This is a genomic window from Vibrio sp. 10N.247.310.24 (genome assembly GCF_041467175.1).
GTDB classification, from domain to species: Bacteria; Pseudomonadota; Gammaproteobacteria; order Enterobacterales; family Vibrionaceae; genus Vibrio; species Vibrio tasmaniensis_A.
On sequence record NZ_JBFSUD010000184.1, the window covers coordinates 1 to 1441 of the forward strand.

The 1441-nt window shown below is 42.4% G+C and carries 1 protein-coding gene; it reads right to left on the minus strand.

Features of this window, described 5'->3' with window-relative positions; genetic code table 11:
• Positions 1 to 9 precede the first annotated feature (9 nt).
• A complete protein-coding gene (locus AB6E08_RS23290) occupies positions 10 to 1347 on the minus strand; it encodes an IS4 family transposase (RefSeq protein WP_017100321.1) in 1338 nt (445 codons plus the stop codon).
• Between the last annotated feature and the right edge of the window lie 94 nt (positions 1348 to 1441).

Here is a 1441-nt window from a genome sequence, read left to right on the forward strand (position 1 = left end):
CAACACCTATCATTTAAGGTGTTTAGATCGCACAGTGTAGCGAGTCTTACTAAAACGAACGGTCCTATCTTTGGGCCGTTTTTGTTTTTCGGGCAAAATATAACGTTTCACTCGCTCTCTCATAGCTCGCAGCTTTTTGGGAACCGAACCTGGGGAGGCGATAGCACACCACATCAACTCATCTTGAATATCTCGAAGTGCCATCGTAAAGCTTATCCTAAGTGGCGAGACTTCAGCCTCTTTTGCTATTCGGCTAATCTCCAGACGGATTAAGTTATACGCGATAAGGATACCCCATATCTCTTGCTCTACACCCTCTACAGATTGACTGCGGAGCAGGATTTCATCTTCAAGCATGTCATGCTTAATCTCGCCATAGCTATTCTCGATTTCCCACCTTTCGAAGTACACATCTAATAATGATTTTAAACTGTATTTTCTATCTGTTAGAGAAGTCAGCAGCCCTTGTATATGATTGGGTTGTTGTTCAACGTCATCGGGATATAGAGTTAGCCTAGCTTTCCACGTTTCTGGGAGACTCGGGTCTTGTTTTCTAGCCTGGGGAGAGACTTTCATCTCCACAATCAGATCTCGCCCATCATCATCGAGCTGCTCGATGATTTCATATTTCACATTCGACTTTATTGGTGTCATCCAGTGGCTTGTTCCATGCTCTTGTTGCCAGTTAAGCATAAGTTCTGCGCTCAAGTAGCAACGGTCAAAAATGGTCAATGAATTCGGAACTGCTGATGAAATTAAATCTTTTGCATAGCTGATTTCACCTTTAGAACTTTCCCCAAAAGCCACATCATGAATAAGGCGACTCCGTAGTGATGTGAGTGCGCACATTCGAACGATTGGGTACTCAGTGTGCCTGTCTTTTCGGTAGTAAACATATTGATAATGCTCAGCTAAGCTTGGGTTATCGTGAGTTCTAAACTGTGTGCCATCGATTGAAAATAGGCTCAAACCATTCCATTTATCACCCGCATCTTCCGACTGTGTCCAATGCTTTGCTGTGATTGAGAATAATGACTTTAAAGGCTCAGCGGTGAGGCGTTTTCTTGCCTGAGGAATTGCACTAGGTGCAATCGTTTCACCCAATGAATTAGACAATTTGAGGTCGAGCTTATCGAGTACATCGGTAATCGGTCTATCTCGATATAAACCAATACCAACGACTAACCATACAACGAGTTCTGCGGGTAGCTTTCTACGGCGCATACTCGCTTTGTTCGTTTCAGATAAAGCTTGGTTTATCCAATCTAGCGGAAGGTCTTTTTGAAACAAAGAAAGAGATTCTGGATTAGCAAAATCGTCAACATCGATTAACCAGTGTGACAGCATAAAAAATACCCTTAAACAAAAGTGCTTAAGGGTATTGTTAACCATCTGTAGGATCGTTCAACTGATCAGGAAAATGCTTAAATGATCAGTGTTA

Coding starts and splice junctions, on each gene's coding strand:
- AB6E08_RS23290 (WP_017100321.1), bottom strand. CDS start 1,347: ATGCTGTCACACTGGTTAATCGATGTTGACGATTTTGCTAATCCAGAA.